Source organism: Streptomyces chengmaiensis, from assembly GCF_029846775.1.
GTDB lineage: Bacteria > Actinomycetota > Actinomycetes > Streptomycetales > Streptomycetaceae > Streptomyces > Streptomyces chengmaiensis.
This window is the reverse complement of sequence record NZ_JARWBG010000037.1, coordinates 1-17,563: the sequence shown is the minus strand read 5'-3', so window position 1 is coordinate 17,563 and position 17,563 is coordinate 1. Positions and strand designations below refer to the sequence as shown.

16 protein-coding genes and 2 pseudogenes are annotated in these 17,563 nt (G+C 70.0%); 12 read left to right on the top strand and 6 right to left on the bottom strand.

The features are described from left to right. Positions 1-93 precede the first annotated feature (93 nt). A complete protein-coding gene (locus QCN29_RS25785) occupies positions 94-1,551 on the top strand; it encodes an esterase/lipase family protein (RefSeq protein WP_279931131.1) in 1,458 nt (485 codons plus the stop codon). A gap of 146 nt (positions 1,552-1,697) precedes the next feature. On the opposite strand, the gene QCN29_RS25780 is transcribed toward QCN29_RS25785, so the two are convergent. The 5 genes from QCN29_RS25780 to QCN29_RS25760 form a co-directional block, all read right to left on the bottom strand. Then, positions 1,698-2,084, bottom strand: coding sequence for an SCO4983 family protein (locus QCN29_RS25780; RefSeq protein ID WP_279931129.1), 387 nt, complete (start codon positions 2,082-2,084; stop codon positions 1,698-1,700). Between the two features lie 89 nt (positions 2,085-2,173). Next, positions 2,174-3,385, bottom strand: a complete 1,212-nt coding sequence (locus QCN29_RS25775; protein ID WP_279931127.1) for a pyridoxal phosphate-dependent aminotransferase — start codon at positions 3,383-3,385, stop codon at positions 2,174-2,176. A 182-nt stretch (positions 3,386-3,567) separates the two neighbouring features. Next, on the bottom strand, positions 3,568-4,224 hold the full coding sequence (locus QCN29_RS25770) for a DUF4360 domain-containing protein (protein ID WP_279931126.1): 657 nt from the start codon (positions 4,222-4,224) through the stop codon (positions 3,568-3,570). 375 nt (positions 4,225-4,599) lie between these two features. Then, positions 4,600-4,833, bottom strand: coding sequence for a chaplin (locus QCN29_RS25765; protein ID WP_279931124.1), 234 nt, complete (start codon positions 4,831-4,833; stop codon positions 4,600-4,602). A gap of 233 nt (positions 4,834-5,066) precedes the next feature. Beyond that, positions 5,067-5,477: a rodlin gene (locus QCN29_RS25760; protein ID WP_240138796.1), complete on the bottom strand. Its 411-nt coding sequence runs from the start codon at positions 5,475-5,477 to the stop codon at positions 5,067-5,069. Positions 5,478-6,150: 673 nt separating this feature from the next. Between QCN29_RS25760 and QCN29_RS25755 the strand changes: the two genes are divergently transcribed. From QCN29_RS25755 to QCN29_RS25745, 3 genes and pseudogenes are all read left to right on the top strand, one after another. Further along, entirely contained in the window at positions 6,151-6,720 is a 570-nt protein-coding gene (locus QCN29_RS25755) for a vitamin K epoxide reductase family protein (RefSeq protein ID WP_279931122.1), read from the top strand. Then, a pseudogene (locus tag QCN29_RS25750) lies at positions 6,696-6,839 on the top strand (vitamin K epoxide reductase family protein); the annotation flags it as partial. The gene QCN29_RS25755 and the pseudogene QCN29_RS25750, both read left to right, overlap by 25 nt. A gap of 50 nt (positions 6,840-6,889) precedes the next feature. Further along, complete coding sequence (locus QCN29_RS25745) at positions 6,890-8,257, top strand: replication-associated recombination protein A (protein WP_279931121.1); 1,368 nt, start codon at positions 6,890-6,892, stop codon at positions 8,255-8,257. 122 nt (positions 8,258-8,379) lie between these two features. On the opposite strand, the gene QCN29_RS25740 is transcribed toward QCN29_RS25745, so the two are convergent. Beyond that, entirely contained in the window at positions 8,380-9,072 is a 693-nt protein-coding gene (locus tag QCN29_RS25740) for a DUF2470 domain-containing protein (RefSeq protein ID WP_279931198.1), read from the bottom strand. 188 nt (positions 9,073-9,260) lie between these two features. Here QCN29_RS25740 and rpsD point away from each other — a divergent pair, with 188 nt between their 5' ends. The 8 genes and pseudogenes from rpsD to QCN29_RS25700 form a co-directional block, all read left to right on the top strand. Further along, positions 9,261-9,875, top strand: a complete 615-nt coding sequence (rpsD, locus tag QCN29_RS25735; protein ID WP_279931120.1) for a 30S ribosomal protein S4 — start codon at positions 9,261-9,263, stop codon at positions 9,873-9,875. Positions 9,876-10,286: 411 nt separating this feature from the next. Then, positions 10,287-10,709, top strand: coding sequence for a DUF948 domain-containing protein (locus QCN29_RS25730; protein ID WP_240140209.1), 423 nt, complete (start codon positions 10,287-10,289; stop codon positions 10,707-10,709). A gap of 7 nt (positions 10,710-10,716) precedes the next feature. After that, positions 10,717-11,079: a hypothetical protein gene (locus tag QCN29_RS25725; RefSeq protein ID WP_279931118.1), complete on the top strand. Its 363-nt coding sequence runs from the start codon at positions 10,717-10,719 to the stop codon at positions 11,077-11,079. Then, the gene (gene alaS / locus QCN29_RS25720; protein WP_279931117.1) at positions 11,079-13,763 is read left to right on the top strand and encodes an alanine--tRNA ligase; all 2,685 of its coding nucleotides are present in this window, start codon (positions 11,079-11,081) and stop codon (positions 13,761-13,763) included. The genes QCN29_RS25725 and alaS overlap by 1 nt, the downstream gene beginning before the upstream one ends. A 24-nt stretch (positions 13,764-13,787) precedes the next feature. Beyond that, entirely contained in the window at positions 13,788-14,252 is a 465-nt protein-coding gene (ruvX, locus tag QCN29_RS25715; protein ID WP_240140212.1) for a Holliday junction resolvase RuvX, read from the top strand. A 104-nt stretch (positions 14,253-14,356) separates the two neighbouring features. Next, on the top strand, positions 14,357-16,156 hold the full coding sequence (gene mltG, locus QCN29_RS25710) for an endolytic transglycosylase MltG (RefSeq protein WP_279931116.1): 1,800 nt from the start codon (positions 14,357-14,359) through the stop codon (positions 16,154-16,156). After that, positions 16,153-16,986, top strand: a complete 834-nt coding sequence (locus QCN29_RS25705; protein ID WP_240140205.1) for a shikimate dehydrogenase — start codon at positions 16,153-16,155, stop codon at positions 16,984-16,986. Before mltG ends, QCN29_RS25705 begins: the two co-directional genes overlap by 4 nt. 166 nt (positions 16,987-17,152) lie before the next feature. Beyond that, positions 17,153-17,563, top strand: a pseudogene (locus QCN29_RS25700) (chorismate synthase); the annotation flags it as partial.

Genomic DNA, 17,563 nt, shown 5'->3' with positions numbered 1-17,563 from the left:
TCCCGGCTAACGCAGTCTCACCTCGGGCCCCGTTCTGCCCACTCTCTCCGTATCCCCCGCATTCCCCGTACATGTTCCCTATTGTTCACAGCCATGAATGAGCACAGGCCGGTTCTGACCGAAGACCGCACCCAGGACGCCGTCGTCATCGTGCCCGGCATCATGGGCAGCGAGCTGTACGACACCGTCACACAGCGGACCGTGTGGGGCTTATCCGGTGTGAGCTGGCTGATCCGGGCGTGGACGCGGCCCCAGGGGCTGGAACCGCTGCGGCTGACCCCCGAGGAACGGTCCGGCGAAGTCGGCCGGATCAAGGCCGTCCGGCTGATGCGGCACTCGTCCTGGACGCCGTATCTGCAGGGGCTGGAGCCCTACACCGAGCTGGCCGAGACGGTCCGTCAGTGTGTCGCGCACCCCGCGGCCGTCCTGGAGTTCCCTTATGACTGGCGACTGCCGGCAGCCTTCAACGGCAAGCTCCTCGCGGAGGCCGCGCGCAGCCACCTCAGCGCATGGCGGGCGCACCCCGCGCATGACGAAGCCCGCCGCAACCGCGTCGACGAACGCCCGGCGCGGCTGGTCTTCGTCGCCCACTCCATGGGCGGGCTGGTCACTCGCGCGGCGCTCGACCCCGGCCACGACGGGGAGCTGGCCGCCGACACCCGCGCCGTCCTCACCCTCGGCACGCCGTTCCACGGCGCCGTGAAGGCGACGGCGATCCTCAACACCGGGCGCGGCGCCCCCGTGCCCCTGCCGCACCGGCAGCTGCAGTCGGTCGCCGCGGGCATGCCGGGGCTGCACGATCTGCTGCCGCACTACGCGTGCCTGATCGACGGCGACACCGTCCGCACGCTTGCACCGGAGGACGTCGCCGCCCTGGGAGGCGACGCCGAACTCGCCCGCGCCGCGGCCGAGTCCCACCGCAGGCTCACAGGGGTCGCCCTGCCCGGCCACCGCGCGGTGGCCGGCACCCAGCAGACGACCCTGCAGAGCCTCGCCCTCCGCGACGGCGTCGCCGAACTGCACTGCCACGGCGTACGCCAGCACAGCAGCGGCGACTTCATTCGGGACGCGCGCGGCCGGCTGAGGTTCTTCGACGTGAAGGGCGACGGGACGGTCTACAAGGAGTCTGCGGCCGTCGGACCCGCCGTCACCCCGCTACCTCTCCAGCACGGGGCCGTCGCCTCGGACCGGGTCGCGCTCAAGGCTGTCGCGGAGATGCTGCGCGACGACCAGCACCTCGGCCCTCCGCAGGGCGCGCCGGGGTGCGGCCTGGAGGTACCGGACCTCGTCGAGGCGCGGGCCCCCTGGCCCGTCGTGCTCAGCGGGGTCGACTCGCTGTCCGGAGTCCGCTGCACCGTCGCCCCCGCAAACGCCCCGGACACCGCCGGCGTGGGCGCCCAGCAGCTCAGACTGGGCTGGGGCGACGGCCGGGTGCGCGCCACCGCCACCCTGCCCGCTCCCGGTCTCTACCGGGTCGCCGTCCGTACCCTCGACGGCCATACGGTCACCCAGCTCGTGCTCGCCGAGGGTCTCGACGGGGCGAGGGACTGAGCGTGCGCGCCGAGGGTCCCGACGGGGCGAGGGACTGAGCGTGCGCCTCACCGCGGTCCACGGAGTGCCGCTCCCGTCCGCGGCGCCGGGGTGGCTACGCGGATGTCACCCGGTCCACGGGCCTTCGCGGCTCGTGGACCGGGTGGTCAGCGGGCGCCGATCAGCCGGAGCTCGTCCAGCGCGGCGGTGTGCGCGTCCATCCGCTCGGCGGTGAGGATCGCGGCGGCGGTGTCGGCGCGGGAGGCGGCGACCACCAGGGCACGGCTCGCCAGCGTGTGGGCGCGCCGGTGCAGGGCGGCGTGGTCGGCGCCGGACAGGGCGGCATGGCGGGCGGGCGGCGCGCCGCGCAGCCGGGCCACCTGGGCCGCGACGCGGTCGCCGGCCTCCAGGAGCCCCAGCTCGTCGGTGACGGCGAGGAGCGCGGCCAGATGGCCGGCGAGCTGGATGTCCAGCTCCTCCTCGCGGCTGCGATGCGGGAAGTCTGCGTCGTCGGCCATCGCGTGGACGGACTTGGTGCGGATCGGCTCGTACATGAGATGGCCTCCTGCCCTCTGACAGAGACCATCCTACATTGGATTCAGTCTAAAGTTGACCCTGATCGCCAGGTGATCAGGGAGGCACTTCAGTGCTGGCCGTACCCGTCCAGGAAGTTCCCGATCCGGGTCACCGCGTCGGCCAGGTCCTTGGTGTTGGGCAGGGTCACGATCCGGAAGTGATCGGGTTCGTGCCAGTTGAACCCGGTGCCGTGCACGACCATGATCTTCTCGGAGCGCAGCAGGTCGAGAACCATCTGCCGATCGTCCTTGATCTTGTAGACGGCAGGATCCAGCCGGGGGAAGAGATACAGCGCCCCCTTGGGCTTCACGCAGGTCACACCCGGGATCTGGGTCAGCAGCTCATATGCCGTGTCACGCTGCTCCAGCAGCCGCCCGCCCGGCAGCACCAGATCCTCGATCGACTGCCTGCCCTGCAGCGCCGCGGCGACCGCGTGCTGCGCCGGCATGTTCGCGCACAGCCGCATATTGGCCAGAATCGTGAGCCCCTCGATATACGAGGAGGCGTGCCCCTTGGGCCCGCACACGGCCAGCCAGCCGCTGCGGAAGCCGGCGACGCGGTAGTTCTTGCTCATCCCGTTGAAGGTGAGGACCAGCAGGTCGGGGGCGATCGCGGCGGTCGGCGTATGGGTGACGCCGTCATAGAGGATCTTGTCGTAGATCTCGTCGGAGCAGACGGTCAGATTGTGCCGGCGGGCGATCTCGGTCAGCCCCCGCAGCGTCTCGTCGTCGTACACCGCGCCGGTCGGGTTGTTCGGATTGATGATCACCAGCGCCTTGGTGCGGTCGGTGATCTTGCGCTCGATGTCGACGAGGTCGGGCGTCCAGTCGGCCTGCTCGTCACAGCGGTAGTGCACGGCGGTCCCGCCGGCCAGCGACACGGCGGCGGTCCACAGCGGATAGTCCGGCGCCGGGACCAGCACCTCGTCGCCGTCGTCCAGCAGCGCCTGCATGGACATCTGGATCAGCTCGGAGACGCCGTTGCCGAGGTAGATGTCCTCGACGGAGAGCGGGATGCCCTTGGTCTCGTAGTGGCTCATCACCGCGCGGCGCGCGCTGAGCAGGCCCTTCGCATCCCCGTACCCATGTGCGTCCCCGAGGTTGCGCAGCACGTCCTCGAGGATCGCCGGCGGGCACTCGAAACCGAAGGCGGCGGGGTTGCCGGTGTTGAGCTTGAGGATGCGATGACCGGCAGCCTCAAGCCGCATCGCCTCCTCGAGGACCGGCCCCCGGATCTCGTAACAGACGTTGGCGAGCTTCGTCGACTGGATCACCTGCATGTCCGCGAGCTTACGGCGGCGTGACGCAGAGCGCTCCGTGTTTTCGGACACGTGGGGGAGTCCCCGGGGGCTCCCGGGGCGAGTCGGGCCCGCCCCGGGAGCCCGGGTCACCTGCGGGTCCTCGCCTCATGGGCGAGTGAACCGACCACTGAGGAGGAGGGCCGGGCCGCAGCGAAAGCGGCTCAGGCGGGGCACTCCTTCCAGGCGAGGTGGTAGATCGTGTTGAGCTCGCCGTCGGTCGAGTCCATCGTCATAAAGCTGGTGGTCGTCGCGGGGTCGGAGCTCCCCGCGTACACCCGCAGCTCGGTGTTGATGTTGAAGTTGCGCTGGACCCCGCAGGGCGCCCAGACGAGTTGCGCCCAGTCCGTCTCGTCGGTCGCCTGCCAGTTGTTGTCGTGCGGGCCGTAGAACACGTGGTTCCGGGCGGCGGTGTCGGGCGAGCCCTGGAAGTAGTACGAGGCCTTCTGGGTGGCGTACGCCCCGTCCTCCAGGCTGGCGTAGCCGCGGTAGTCGGCGCTGGCGATCGCGTAGGTGAAGCCCTGCGGTACATGTACGACCAGGCTGAGCTGGCAGTTCTTGCGGAAATCGGTGGGGCTTGAGCCGAGGCCCACCATGGCGAGGTAGTCGCTGTAGGTGACGGTGAAGGCGGTGTTGTCCTCGGACACGGCCACCGCCGCGGTGCCCTGGCGACAGCCCGAGCCGTTCACCGTCGCGATCTCGATCGTCATCTTGTCCGGGTCGGCCGGAGGGCCGCCGGCCGCCGCGGAGGCCGGCTGGGCGCCGAGGAGCGAGGCGAGGAAGACCGCCGTCGCGCCGCCTGCTAACAGTGCGCGGGTCATGGGTTTCTCCCGTCGGAGGGATGTGAGGGGTTCCCGGGAACGAGTGCCCCTCCCGGCAAACATCGCCGGTCGCGGCGCTGGACATTGTTTCGTCGTGCACCTGTCAACGCTTCAATGAACTCCCGGGTGGTCATGAAGGTCGGATGGCGCTTGGCATCGTAGTGCGGGGGCGGTGGCTGCCAAGGGGTGTTCTCGGCCTACTCGCGGCCGAGAAGAAGCCGGCGAGGGGCTGGCGGGGCCGGCGGAAGAGGCGGCAAACAGGGGCGGCAAACGAGGGCGCAAACAGGGGCGGCCCCGGAGAGCGGGATCGCTCTCCGGGGCCGCGGGGCGCGGTTGCCGCGCCCGGATGCCGCGCCGGCGTCGGACGTCGGTGCGTCAGCTGTTGACGCAGGCGCTGCCGAAGGCCGGGTTCAGCAGCCCGATGACGTTCACGGAGTTGCCGCAGACGCCCAGGGGAACGTGCACGGGAACCTGGACCAGATTGCCCGACAGCACACCCGGGGAGCCCACAGCGGCGCCCGTGGTGCCCGCGTCGGCCATGGCGGGGGCGGCGGTGCCCAGGGCCATGATGACGCCCGCGGCGACGGCTGCAACCTTCTTGTGCTTCATTTCGATCCTTTCAGCATCGGTGTCATGCGCCGACGCGACCTTCGCGCCGCGCAGCCAGTTTCCTGGTGGTGCACACCGCTGCGGTATCCGTAACGATTGAATTCCCGAAAGGGAACCCGTAAGTGACAGCCAGTTCGACAAGTCACTCTTTTGCCCTGTCATATGAGTGCGTCTCCATGCGGACAGCTCTATGAACTTCGGACGCACTCACACAGTGCTGCGGACTATGCGGACTAGGCGTTGTCCGTGCCGTTGCCCGAGAGGATCGGGATGTTGCTGAGGACGTGCGAGAGCGGCTCGTCGCCCTTGGCCTGGGTCGAGTTCTCGGTGCACTGCTGCTGCTGCGGGGAGGCCAGGACATTGATGTCCTGGACCGCGACCGGGACGAGACCGGCGACCGAACCGACGTTGCCCTTGAGCGGCAGACCGACGCACGGCTTGTTGAGCGAGCCCTGGATCAGCCCGATCTGCGGGCTCATGTTGCCGTACGTGGAGGAGTTGCCGTAGTTCTGATGGGCGTCGTTGCCGCTGAGCGACATCGTCCCGCCGTCGTTTCCGACGGCCATGGCCTGCGGAGCCATCGTGGCCCCGGTGCCCACCACGGAAGCGGTGACGGCCGCGGTGGCCAGAATCTTCTTGATCACTTTTTGTCCCAACTTGCTGTGAACGTCTGGTGTGAACGAACGACCGTGGAGACGACCGTGGAACGCGGACTGATCAACTGCCCTCGCCCGGTTTGGTTCCGTACCTTCACCCGAATGCCACAGCGGGAATATCGACGGCTTGAATGGTCATCGGCGGAGAGCTCTCACGCCCTCCGCCGATGCGCAGATCGCCGCGCCGGATGCGCCATGCCGAGACAGCGGCACGGCTGCCCCGCGGTGCTGCGCACCGCCGGCTGGAGGCCCGCGCCCGAAACGGATCCCATGCGCGGTCTGCGCGGCCATTCCACCACGCTCCCACGCTCCGCCCTGGAGTTTTTCACCCGTCTGCCGAATGAACTCCGTGTGGTATTCGGCGCATTGGATTGCGGCACAATAAGCGCCCCTGGAATCGACCGGAACGGTGAGACGACATGACGACGACGGCGGTGACCGGACGAGGCGCACCACCTCGGACACAGCCCCGGCCGCACTCTGAGGACACGGCTGCCGGCGGCGGTCGGGCGTTCGCGTGGATGTTGATCGTCACGGGTGCGGCGGGTCTGCTGGCCGCCTGGGTGATCACGATCGACAAGTTCAAGCTGCTGGAGGATCCGGATTTCACGCCGGGGTGCAGTCTGAATCCGATTNCGGCGGCGGTCGGGCGTTCGCGTGGATGTTGATCGTCACGGGTGCGGCGGGTCTGCTGGCCGCCTGGGTGATCACGATCGACAAGTTCAAGCTGCTGGAGGATCCGGATTTCACGCCGGGGTGCAGTCTGAATCCGATTGTGTCCTGCGGGAACATCATGGAGAGCGAGCAGGCGTCGGCGTTCGGGTTCCCCAATCCGATGCTGGGGCTGGTCTCGTACGCGGTGGCAGTCGCGATCGGCGTGGGGCTGCTGGCGGGGGCGCGGTACCGGCGCTGGTTCTGGCTGGGGCTGAACGCGGGGACGCTGTTCGGGGTGGGGTTCTGCACATGGCTGCAGTACCAGTCGCTGTATGTGATCGGTTCGCTGTGTCTGTGGTGCTGTCTGGCGTGGGTCGCGACGATCGTGATGTTCTGCTACGTGACGGTGCACAACGTCCGGCACCGGGTTGTGAAGGCGCCCGAGGGGTTGCGGCGGGGGCTGCTGGAGTTCCACTGGGTGCCGCCGGTGCTGTGGATCGGGATCATCGGGATGCTGATCCTGACCCGCTGGTGGGACTTCTGGACCNGGTGCACAACGTCCGGCACCGGGTTGTGAAGGCGCCCGAGGGGTTGCGGCGGGGGCTGCTGGAGTTCCACTGGGTGCCGCCGGTGCTGTGGATCGGGATCATCGGGATGCTGATCCTGACCCGCTGGTGGGACTTCTGGACCAGCTGAACCACGGGCGGCGCACGGCATTGTCAGTGCCCTGACCTAGGCTTCACCGCGTGGAGCCCGATCTGTTCACCGCAGCAGCCGAGGAGCGCCGGGAGAAGGACCCGTCCAGCAGCCCCCTGGCGGTCCGGATGCGCCCGCGCACCCTCGACGAAGTCGTCGGCCAGCAGCATCTGCTGAAGCCCGGGTCGCCTCTCCGCCGACTCGTCGGCGAGGCCGGAGGCGGGCCCGCCGGAGCGTCGTCCGTGATCCTTTGGGGGCCTCCCGGCATCGGCAAGACGACGCTGGCCTACGTCGTCTCCCAGGCGACCGACAAGCGCTTCGTCGAGCTCTCCGCGATCACCGCGGGGGTCAAGGAGGTGCGGGCCGTCATCGACGGCGCGCGCCGCGCCTCCGGCGGATTCGGCAAGGAGACCGTCCTCTTCCTCGACGAGATCCACCGCTTCAGCAAGGCCCAGCAGGACTCGCTGCTGCCCGCGGTGGAGAACCGCTGGGTGACGCTGATCGCCGCCACCACCGAGAATCCGTACTTCTCGGTGATCTCGCCGCTGCTGTCCCGCTCGCTGCTGCTGACCCTGGAGCCGCTGACGGACGACGATCTGCGCGGGCTGCTGCGCCGGGCCCTGACGGAGGAGCGCGGCCTAGGCGGGGCGCTGGAGCTGTCCGCGGAGGCCGAGGCCCATCTGCTGCGGATCGCCGGCGGCGACGCACGCCGGGCGCTGACCGCGTTGGAGGCCGCCGCCGGGGCCGCGCTCGACAAGGGCGAGCAGGAGGTGTCCCTCGCCACCGTCGAGGAGACGGTCGACCGGGCCGCGGTGGCCTACGACCGGGACGGCGACCAGCACTACGACGTGGCGAGCGCCCTGATCAAGTCCATCCGCGGCTCGGATGTGGACGCCGCGCTGCACTACCTCGCCCGCATGATCGAGGCGGGGGAGGACCCGCGGTTCATCGCCCGCCGTCTGATGATCTCCGCCAGCGAGGACATCGGCCTGGCCGATCCGACCGCGCTGCCGACCGCGGTGGCCGCCGCGCAGGCCGTCGCGATGATCGGGTTCCCCGAGGCGGCGCTCACGCTCAGCCACGCCACCATCGCCCTGGCGCTGGCCCCCAAGTCGAACGCGGCGACGACCGCGATAGCCGCGGCCCGGCAGGACGTGCGCAACGGCCTGGCGGGGCCCGTGCCCGCCCATCTGCGCGATGGCCACTACAAGGGCGCGGCCAGGCTCGGTCACGCCCAGGGCTATGTCTATCCGCACGACGTCCCCGGCGGCATCGCGGCACAGCAGTACGCGCCGGACGCGGTGCACGGCCGCCGCTACTACGAGCCCACGCGCTATGGCGCGGAGGCGCGGTACGCGGACGTGGTGGACCGGGTCCGCGAGCGCCTGCGCGGCGAGTTCCGCGAGGACCCGCGCTGACGCCCTTGGGGCTCTGCCCCCGCCCCGTTTCCCGGGGGCTCCGCCTCCGGATCCCCGCGCCTCAAGCGCCGGCGGGGCTGGGTTTCGGCACCGGGGTCGGGGGCGGAGCCCGTCGGCCCCCTTCAGGCCGCCGCCGCCTCGAACAGCGCGTGCATCGCGCGCCGCAGCCCGGTGATGTCGCGCACCGGCTCGGGAAAGTCGAAGCGCGCATCGAAACAGCGTTCCCCCGTGATGCGCACCCGCAGCCCGAACCGGTCCAGTGCCAGCGGCACCGCCCGCTGGGGCGGGCCGCCGGGCGCTTCCGCGCGCTCGCCCAGCAGTCCGCACAGCGACTGCACCTGGTCGCTGTGCGCGGCGTGCAGATGCTGCAGCAGCTCCGCCTCGTGCGCCACGAGCGGGTCGACGGACGCCCGGGCGAACTCCTCGGGCTCGACCTGCTGCGCACCCCACAGATCGTCCACCGACGCCTCGCCGACTTCGAGACGGAGCATCATCAGGCCTGGTTCGGCCACTTCGGGGGCCGTTGTGAGCCAGCCGGAGATCCAGGCGCGTCCGCGGATGCGGTGGGGGACGGACACCGGCGCCACATCGGTGATCTCCAGCACGGCGGGCAGCTCGTCGTCCTGGGCGTGGGTGGCGGCTCGCACGGCGGGGGAGTCTGCGGGATACAGCAGGAACACCTCGCCCTCCGGGCCCGCCACACGGGCCTGAGGCATCAGCAGTTCGGGAGGCACCCCGTCCACCCCCGGGATGAGCAGCACCGCGGAGCATGTACCCTGTACGAGAGTTCGTGTGCGCTCGGCTGCTGACGGCATCCGGGCGGTTTCAAGCCCGCTGGGGCGCGGCTGACCACGATCTGATCGGACCTCCGTCATGATGTCGATGCTCTGGGCGTCGGCGTTGTCTGTGCTGTCCGTGATGGGCGTGGTGTTCCCAGGGCGAGACATGCGATCTCCTTTACTAAGGTGAGCCTAACCTAACCTATATCGGAGGTCTGGAGAACGTGCCTAACCAGTCGCGTCCCAAGGTCAAGAAGTCTCGTGCGCTCGGCATCGCCCTGACGCCGAAGGCCGTCAAGTACTTCGAGGCCCGCCCCTACCCGCCGGGCGAGCACGGCCGCGGTCGCAAGCAGAACTCGGACTACAAGGTGCGTCTGCTCGAGAAGCAGCGTCTGCGCGCCCAGTACGACATCAGCGAGCGCCAGATGGTGCGCGCCTACGACCGCGCCCGCAAGGCCGAGGGCAAGACCGGTGACGCCCTGGTCATCGAGCTCGAGCGCCGCCTCGACGCCCTGGTCCTGCGTTCGGGCATCGCCCGCACCATCTACCAGGCCCGTCAGATGGTCGTCCACGGCCACATCGAGGTCAACGGCGGCAAGGTCGACAAGCCGTCGTTCCGCGTCCGTCCCGACGACGTCGTGATGGTCCGCGAGCGCAGCCGTGAGAAGCACCCCTTCCAGGTCGCGCGTGAGGGCGGCTACGCCCCCGAGGGCGAGACCCCGCGCTACCTGCAGGTCAACCTGAAGGCCCTGGCCTTCCGCCTGGACCGCGACCCGCAGCGCAAGGAGATCCCGGTGATCTGCGACGAGCAGCTGGTCGTCGAGTACTACGCCCGCTGATCGAAGCCTTCGGGCCAAGGCCTTCGGGCCGTCAGAGCGAGCGCGCTTCAGCCCGCCGCCTCCTCGACCCTCCCGGTCGGGGAAGCGGCGGGCTCGCGCGTTCCCGGGCCGACGCCGGCTCCGGCGCATGTCGTCGTCCGGCTCCCGACGGCGCCCTCCGTGCCGCCGGAGGTCTCCGCAGCCGCGCGAGCTCGGCCAGCACTTCGGCCCGTCCGACGCATCGGTTCAGCTCGGAGGGGAGGCCACGGGGGGTTGGTCGCATAGGGCGCGGAGCGTACCGGCGCGTATGCACTGCGTACAATCCGCTTGCGCAACCGCCTTCCCTGGCAGGGCAAATGCGGTATGGGGTGCGACCTGAGGCGCGATAGGGTCGGAGGGCGACTTTTTCCAAACACAGAGAGCGGTGGAGAAGTGTCCGGTGGAGAGGTGGCCGGGATCCTGGTGGCCGTTTTCTGGGCGATCCTGGTCTCCTTCCTCGCGGTGGCGCTCGTGAGGCTGGCCCAGACGCTCAGGGCGACCACCCGGCTGGTGACCGAGGTGACCGACCAGGCGGTGCCGCTGCTCGCGGACGCCTCGGAGACGGTCCGCTCCGCCCAGACGCAGCTCGACCGGGTCGACGCCATCGCATCGGACGTCCAGGAGGTCACCTCCAACGCCTCCGCGCTGTCCACCACCGTCGCCTCCACCTTCGGCGGGCCGCTGGTCAAGGTCGCGGCTTTTGGCTACGGAGTGCGCCGGGCCATCGGACGCAGGACGCCCGCCGAGCCGGAGCGCCGCACCGTGCTCGTCGGACGCACCGTGCCGTCCGCACGCCGCAAGAAGCGGAAGGGCTGACACTGCGATGTTCCGCCGTACGTTCTGGTTCACCGCGGGCGCGGCAGCCGGCGTCTGGGCCACGACCAAGGTCAACCGCAAGCTCCGGCAGCTGACACCGGAGAACCTGGCGGCACAGGCCGCGGACAAGGCCCGGCACAAGGCCGTCGAGACCGGCCAGCGGCTCAGGGACTTCGCCCTGGACGTGCGTACGTCCATGAACCAGCGCGAGGCCGAGCTCGGCGAGGCGCTGGGTCTGCACACGCCCGTCGACGCGCCGCCGCCGGCGCGGGCCCTTCCGCCGCAGCGGAGCCGGGCCGCCCTCGAGCACAGCAAGCCCTCGCATCCCCAGCACCCCAAGCAGACATACAACCGGAATGAGGACCACTGATGGAGTCGGCTGAAATTCGCCGCCGCTGGCTGAGCTTCTTCGAGGAGCGCGGGCACACCGTCGTGCCTTCGGCGTCGCTCATCGCGGACGACCCGACTCTGCTGCTGGTCCCCGCCGGCATGGTGCCCTTCAAGCCCTACTTCCTCGGCGAGGTCAAGCCGCCCTTCCCGCGCGCCGCCAGCGTGCAGAAGTGCGTACGCACCCCGGACATCGAAGAGGTCGGCAAGACCACCCGGCACGGCACGTTCTTCCAGATGTGCGGCAACTTCTCCTTCGGCGACTACTTCAAGGAAGGCGCCGTCAAGCTCGCCTGGGAGCTGCTGACCACCCCGGTCGAGCACGGCGGCTACGGCCTCCCCGAGGAGAAGCTGTGGATCACCGTCTACGAGGAGGACGACGAGGCCGAGCGGATCTGGCGTGATGTCGTCGGCGTGCCCGCCGAGCGCGTCCAGCGCCTCGGCAAGAAGGACAACTACTGGTCCATGGGCGTCCCCGGACCCTGCGGCCCCTGCTCCGAGATCAACTACGACCGCGGTCCGGAGTTCGGCGTCGAGGGCGGCCCCGCCGTCAACGACGAGCGGTACGTGGAGATCTGGAACCTCGTCTTCATGCAGTACGAGCGCGGCCAGGGCACGGGCAAGGAGGACTTCGAGATCCTCGGCGAGCTGCCGAGCAAGAACATCGACACCGGTCTCGGCCTCGAGCGCCTGGCGATGATCCTGCAGGGCGTGCAGAACATGTACGAGACCGACACCCTGCGGGTCGTCATCGACAAGGCCACCGCGCTGACCGGCGTGCAGTACGGCGCCGCTCACGACAGCGATGTCTCCCTGCGCGTGGTCGCCGACCACATGCGCACCTCCGTCATGCTCATCGGCGACGGCGTCACGCCCGGCAACGAAGGCCGCGGTTACGTCCTGCGCCGCATCATGCGCCGCGCCATCCGCAATATGCGGCTCCTCGGCGCTGCCGGGCCGGTCGTCGGCGAGCTCGTCGACACCGTCATCAAGACGATGGGCGAGCAGTACCCGGAGCTGGAGACCGACCGCAAGCGCATCGAGACGGTCGCCCTCGCCGAGGAGACCCGCTTCCTCAAGACGCTCAACGCCGGCACCAACGTCCTCGACGGCGCCGTCAGCGAGGCCAGGGGCGCCGGCTCCACGGTCCTGTCCGGCGACAAGGCCTTCCTGCTCCACGACACCTGGGGCTTCCCCATCGACCTCACCCTGGAGATGGCCGCCGAGCAGGGCCTCACCGTGGACGAGGACGGCTTCCGCCGCCTCATGAAGGAACAGCGGGAGCGCGCCAAGGCCGACGCCAAGGCCAAGAAGACCGGACACGCCGACGTCTCCGCCTACCGCGAGATCGCCGACAGCTCCGGCGCCACGGAGTTCACCGGCTACACCAACGCCGAGGGGGAGACCACCGTCGTCGGCCTCCTCGTCAACGGCGTGCCGTCCCCGGCCGCCTCCGAGGGTGACGAGGTGGAGGTCGTCCTGGACCGCACCCCCTTCTACGCCGAGGGCGGCGGCCAGCTCGCCGACACCGGCCGGATCAAGCTGCACAGCGGGGCCGTCGTCCAGATCCGCGACGTCCAGCAGCCGGTCCCGGGCGTGTCCGTGCACAAGGGCTCCGTCCAGGTCGGCGAGGTGACGTTGGGCTCCACCGCGTACGCCACGATCGACGTCAGGCGCCGCCGCGCCATCGCTCGCGCCCACAGCGCCACCCACCTCACCCACCAGGCGCTGCGCGACGCCCTGGGCCCCACGGCCGCCCAGGCCGGTTCGGAGAACTCCCCGGGCCGCTTCCGCTTCGACTTCGGCTCCCCGTCCGCCGTGCCCGGCACGGTCCTCACCGACGTCGAGCAGAAGATCAACGAGGTGCTCGCCCGCGAGCTCGACGTGCACGCCGAGGTCATGCCGATCGATGAGGCCAAGCGGCAGGGCGCCATCGCCGAGTTCGGCGAGAAGTACGGCGAGCAGGTGCGCGTGGTCACCATCGGAGACTTCTCCAAGGAGCTCTGCGGCGGCACGCATGTCCACAACACCGCCCAGCTGGGCCTGGTGAAGCTGCTCGGCGAGTCCTCGATCGGCTCCGGCGTGCGCCGTATCGAGGCTCTGGTCGGCGTGGACGCCTACAACTTCCTCGCCAAGGAGCACACGGTCGTCGCCCAGCTCCAGGAGCTGGTCAAGGGCCGTCCCGAAGAGCTCCCCGAGAAGATCTCCGGCATGCTCGCCAAGCTCAAGGACGCCGAGAAGGAGATCGAGAAGTTCCGGGCCGAGAAGGTTCTGGCGGCTGCCGCCGGACTCGCCGAGGGCGCCCGGGACGTCAGGGGCACGGCGCTGGTCACCGGTCAGGTCCCGGACGGCACCTCCGCCGACGATCTGCGAAAGCTGGTCCTCGACGTCCGCGGCCGGCTGGACCGACTGTCGGGGGCGAGCGACCGCCCGGCTGTCGTCGCCCTGTTCACCCTGGCCAACGGCCGCCCGCTGACGGTGATCGCCACCAATGAGGCCGCCCGGGGGCGTGGACTCAAGGCCGGTGACCTGGTGCGCACCGCCGCCAAGACGCTGGGCGGCGGCGGTGGCGGCAAGCCGGACGTCGCCCAGGGCGGCGGCCAGAACCCGGACGCCGTCGCCGACGCCATGGCCGCCGTCGAGCGGCTTGTCGCCGAGACCGCGTAAGAGGGCAGAGAGATGACCGCCGCGATGCGCAGAGGCCGCCGCCTCGCGATCGACGTCGGGGACGCCCGTATCGGGGTCGCCTCGTGCGACCCCGACGGGGTCCTCGCCACACCGGTGGAGACCGTGCCGGGACGCGATGTCCCGGCCGCCCACCGGCGGCTGCGTCGGCTGGTGGAGGAGTACGAGCCGATCGAGGTCGTCGTGGGCCTGCCCCGCTCGCTCAGCGGGCGGGAAGGCCCCGCCGCGGCCAAGATCCGCACCTTCGCGCAGCACCTGGCCCGTTCCATCGCCCCCGTGCCCGTCCGGCTGGTCGACGAGAGGATGACCACAGTGACGGCCAGCCAGGGACTGCGGGCCTCGGGAGTGAAGTCCAGAAAGGGCCGTTCTGTCATCGATCAGGCGGCCGCCGTGGTGATCCTCCAGAACGCCCTGGAGGCCGAACGGGCGTCAGGGGCCCCACCCGGCGAGGGCGTCGAAGTGGTTGTCTGATCGCGATACGGTAACGTTCCGCGCCAAGCGGCTGTGTTCGAACAGCCGTCGTGCAGTGAAGAGGACGGCTCGTCGGACGGCTGCCTCGCGGCCCTAGGGGATCGATGACTGAGTATGGCCGGGGCCCCGGCTCCCAACCATGGCATCCCGAGGACCCTCTGTACGGGGACCAGAGATGGTCAGGACAGCAGGCCTCGGCCGGTCAAGACCCGTATGCCGATCAGCCGCAGCAGGGCCATGACCAGTACCAGCAGCAGCCGCAGCAGTACGGCGACCGGCAGGATCCGTATCAGCAGTACGGTCAGCAGCAGTACGGTCACGAGCAGTACAGCCAGCAGCAGTACGGCGAGCAGCGTTACAACGAGCAGCAGTACGGGCAGCAGCAGTACGGTCAGCAGCCGCAGCAGGGCGGTCCGGTGCAGTACGGCCAGGGCTATGGCCAGCAGCAGTACGGTCAGCAGTACGGCGCCTGGGACACCGGACAGCCGACGGCCATGCCGTACGGAGCGGGCACGGCCGACGCCTACGGGGGACAGCAGCCCGGCTACGGCGGGGCGGAAGCCGACCCCTACGCCACGGCCGAGGCGTACCCTCCGCCGCAGCCCCCGCGCCGACGCCGCAGCGAACCCGACCCGGAGCCCGCCCCGCAGGCCGGGGCGGACTGGGAGGCAGAGGACCCGGAGGAGGAGAAACACCCCTTCTTCACAGGAGCCGGCGACGACGGTGACGACGACGGTGACGACGACGCCTCCGCCTCGTCCCGGCGCAGCGGCCGTGACGGCCGCGGCAGGGACAAGGGCGGCGGCGCGGGCAAGAAGAAGAGCCGCAACGGACTCGCCTGCCTCGTCGTCGCGGCGGTGCTCGTGGGCGGCCTCGGCGGCGTCGGCTACTACGGCTACCAGTTCTGGCAGGGGCGGTTCGGCGCACCGGAGGACTACTCGGGCAGCGGCACCGGTCAGGTAGAGGTCGAGGTCCCGGAAGGCGCGGGCCTGGGCGAGATCGGCTCCATCCTCAAGAAGGCCGGCGTGGTCAAGAGCACCGACGCCTTCGTGTCGGCCGCCAACGCCGACCCCAAGGGCAAGACCATTCAGGCGGGCATCTACCTGCTCAAGAAGGAGATGTCCGCAAGAAGCACCGTCGAGCTGATGCTCAGCCCGGCCAGCCGGAACAACCTCGTCATCCCCGAGGGCAAGCGGAACGCCTTCATCTACGAGCAGATCGACAAGCGGCTCGAAGTGAAGGCGGGCACCACTGCCGCCGTGGCCGAGAAGGAGGCGAAGAACCTCGGCCTCCCGGAGTGGGCGAACGACAGCAAGGACATCAAGGACCCGCTGGAGGGCTTTCTCTTCCCGGCCAGCTACCCCGTCGCCAAGGACATGAAGCCCGAGGACGTCCTGCGCAAGATGGTCGCCCGCGCCAACGCGGAGTTCGGCCAGAAGGACCTCGAAGCGGAGGCGAAGCGGCTGGGGCTCGACTCCCCGCTCCAGGTGCTCACCGTGGCGAGCCTCGTCCAGGCCGAGGGCAAGTACAAGCACGACTTCGACAAGGTGTCCAGGGTCGTCTACAACCGGCTCAAGCCGGACAACGCCGAGACCGTCGGACGTCTGGAGTTCGACTCGACGGTCAACTACCTCAAGGACCAGAGCAGGCTGGACATCGGCGCGGTCGACGATCTGCGCAAGATCGACGACCCGTACAACACCTACGACATCAAGGGCCTGCCGCCCGGCCCCATCGGCAATCCCGGTCTGTCCGCGTTCAATTCGGCACTCAACCCCACTCCGGGACCGTGGTACTACTTCGTCTCGATCACCGAGGACGAGACGCTGTTCGCGGTCACCAACGAAGAGCACGAACGCAACCGGCAGAAGTACGAAGAGGCACAGGAGAACAAGGGCCAGTGAGCAGCAGCACAGCCAAGCGGGCGGCGGTCCTCGGATCCCCCATCGCCCACTCCCTCTCCCCGGTCCTCCACCGCGCCGCATACGCCGCGCTCGGTCTCGACCAGTGGTCCTACGACCGCTTCGAGGTGGACGAGGCGGCGCTGCCCGGCTTTGTCGCCGGACTCGACGACACCTGGGCCGGCCTCTCGCTGACCATGCCGCTGAAGCGGGCGGTCATTCCGCTGCTCGACTCCGTCACCGAGACCGCGGCCTCCGTGGAGGCGGTCAACACGGTCGTGTTCACCGACGACGGCCGCAAGGTCGGCGACAACACCGACATTCCCGGCATGGTCGCCGCTCTGCGGGAGCGGGGTGTCGACAAGGTCGACGGAGCCGCGGTGCTGGGCGCGGGGGCCACCGCCTCCTCGGCGCTGGCCGCACTGGCACGGGTCTGCACCGGCCCCGTCACCGCCTATGTACGCAGTGAGGCCCGCGCCGACGAGATGCGCGGCTGGGGCCGGCGGCTCGGCGTGGAGGTCCGCACCGCCGACTGGACCCGGGCCGCGGATGCGCTCGCCGCCCCGCTCGTCATCGCCACCACGCCCGCGGGTGCCGCGGACGCGCTCGCCGAGGCCGTCCCCGAGACCCCCGGCACGCTGTTCGACGTACTGTACGAACCCTGGCCGACCCCGCTCGCCGCCGCCTGGTCCGCACACGGCGGAGCCGTCGTCGGCGGTCTCGATCTGCTCGTCCACCAGGCCGTGCTCCAGGTCGAGCAGATGACCGGACGGACCCCTGCACCGCTGGCCGCCATGCGGGAGGCCGGAGAGCGGGCGCTCGCCGCCCGCTGACGGGTGGATTCCGCCCGGAGCGTCCGCTTACTGGACCACGGACCGGGTCGCGGGCCGGGACGTGGGAGGATCAGAGGGAGAGGCGGGTCACGGCCGTCCTCCCTCGGGAGGCGCAGCCGGGCCGCGCCGTCGCAGTTCCAGGCGCGAGCGAGCATGAGGAGCACCGTTGAGCAGGTTGCGCTGGCTGACCGCGGGGGAGTCGCACGGACCCGCACTGGTGNCTCGGCTATGGCCGGGGTGCGCGGATGAAGTTCGAGCGGGACGAGGTGACGTTCCTGGGTGGTGTCCGGCACGGGTTGACGCTGGGTTCTCCGGTGGCCGTGATGGTGGGGAACACGGAGTGGCCGAAGTGGGAGCAGGTCATGGCCGCGGATCCGGTGGACGCCCAGGAGCTGGCGGCTTTGGCGCGTAACGCGCCGTTGACCCGTCCGCGTCCTGGTCACGCCGACTTGGCGGGGATGCAGAAGTACGGGTTCGATGAGGCGCGGCCCATTCTGGAGCGTGCGAGTGCCCGGGAGACCGCGGCGCGGGTGGCGCTGGGTGCGGTGGCCCGTTCGTATCTGAAGGAGACGGCGGG

What these genes read in the sequence shown, in the direction of transcription:
- QCN29_RS25785 (WP_279931131.1), top strand. Translation starts at nt 94, where the DNA reads ATGAATGAGCACAGGCCGGTTCTGACCGAAGACCGCACCCAGGACGCC.
- QCN29_RS25780 (WP_279931129.1), bottom strand. Translation starts at nt 2,084, where the DNA reads ATGTACGAGCCGATCCGCACCAAGTCCGTCCACGCGATGGCCGACGAC.
- QCN29_RS25775 (WP_279931127.1), bottom strand. Translation starts at nt 3,385, where the DNA reads ATGCAGGTGATCCAGTCGACGAAGCTCGCCAACGTCTGTTACGAGATC.
- QCN29_RS25770 (WP_279931126.1), bottom strand. Translation starts at nt 4,224, where the DNA reads ATGACCCGCGCACTGTTAGCAGGCGGCGCGACGGCGGTCTTCCTCGCC.
- QCN29_RS25765 (WP_279931124.1), bottom strand. Translation starts at nt 4,833, where the DNA reads ATGAAGCACAAGAAGGTTGCAGCCGTCGCCGCGGGCGTCATCATGGCC.
- QCN29_RS25740 (WP_279931198.1), bottom strand. Translation starts at nt 9,072, where the DNA reads ATGCCGTCAGCAGCCGAGCGCACACGAACTCTCGTACAGGGTACATGC.
- QCN29_RS25725 (WP_279931118.1), top strand. Translation starts at nt 10,717, where the DNA reads ATGTTCCGCCGTACGTTCTGGTTCACCGCGGGCGCGGCAGCCGGCGTC.
- alaS (WP_279931117.1), top strand. Translation starts at nt 11,079, where the DNA reads ATGGAGTCGGCTGAAATTCGCCGCCGCTGGCTGAGCTTCTTCGAGGAG.
- ruvX (WP_240140212.1), top strand. Translation starts at nt 13,788, where the DNA reads ATGCGCAGAGGCCGCCGCCTCGCGATCGACGTCGGGGACGCCCGTATC.
- mltG (WP_279931116.1), top strand. Translation starts at nt 14,357, where the DNA reads ATGACTGAGTATGGCCGGGGCCCCGGCTCCCAACCATGGCATCCCGAG.